At 63.1% G+C, this 268-nt stretch carries 1 protein-coding gene; it reads right to left on the reverse strand.

The genetic code is table 11. The features are described 5' to 3' along the window. A partial coding sequence (locus SB786_RS36445) for a hypothetical protein (protein ID WP_410731612.1) occupies positions 1-268 on the reverse strand: 268 nt, incomplete at both ends.

Genomic DNA, 268 nt, shown 5'->3' on the forward strand with positions numbered 1-268 from the left:
TTCCTTGCCGCGCGCGAAATACGTCATGCCCAGCTGATCAAAGTGGCCATGCCCCATGCCGTGCTGCCCCGCGGTGAGCACCACATGCTGCGCCTGCAATCCATAGCCGTGCTTGAGGTGAGCGTGCGCCCCGCTGTTGCCTTCGGGGCCATCGCTGAAACGCTGACTGGTGGCCTGCACATCAGCATGGACCTGCTGCATGGCCTGCTTGAGTGCCACGCCATTGGCATGCAACCAGCTGCCTTGCTGCTGATGCGCGAGAGTCAGC

The sequence above is a fragment of the Burkholderia sp. SIMBA_062 genome (assembly GCF_046534765.1).
Lineage (GTDB): Bacteria > Pseudomonadota > Gammaproteobacteria > Burkholderiales > Burkholderiaceae > Burkholderia > Burkholderia ambifaria.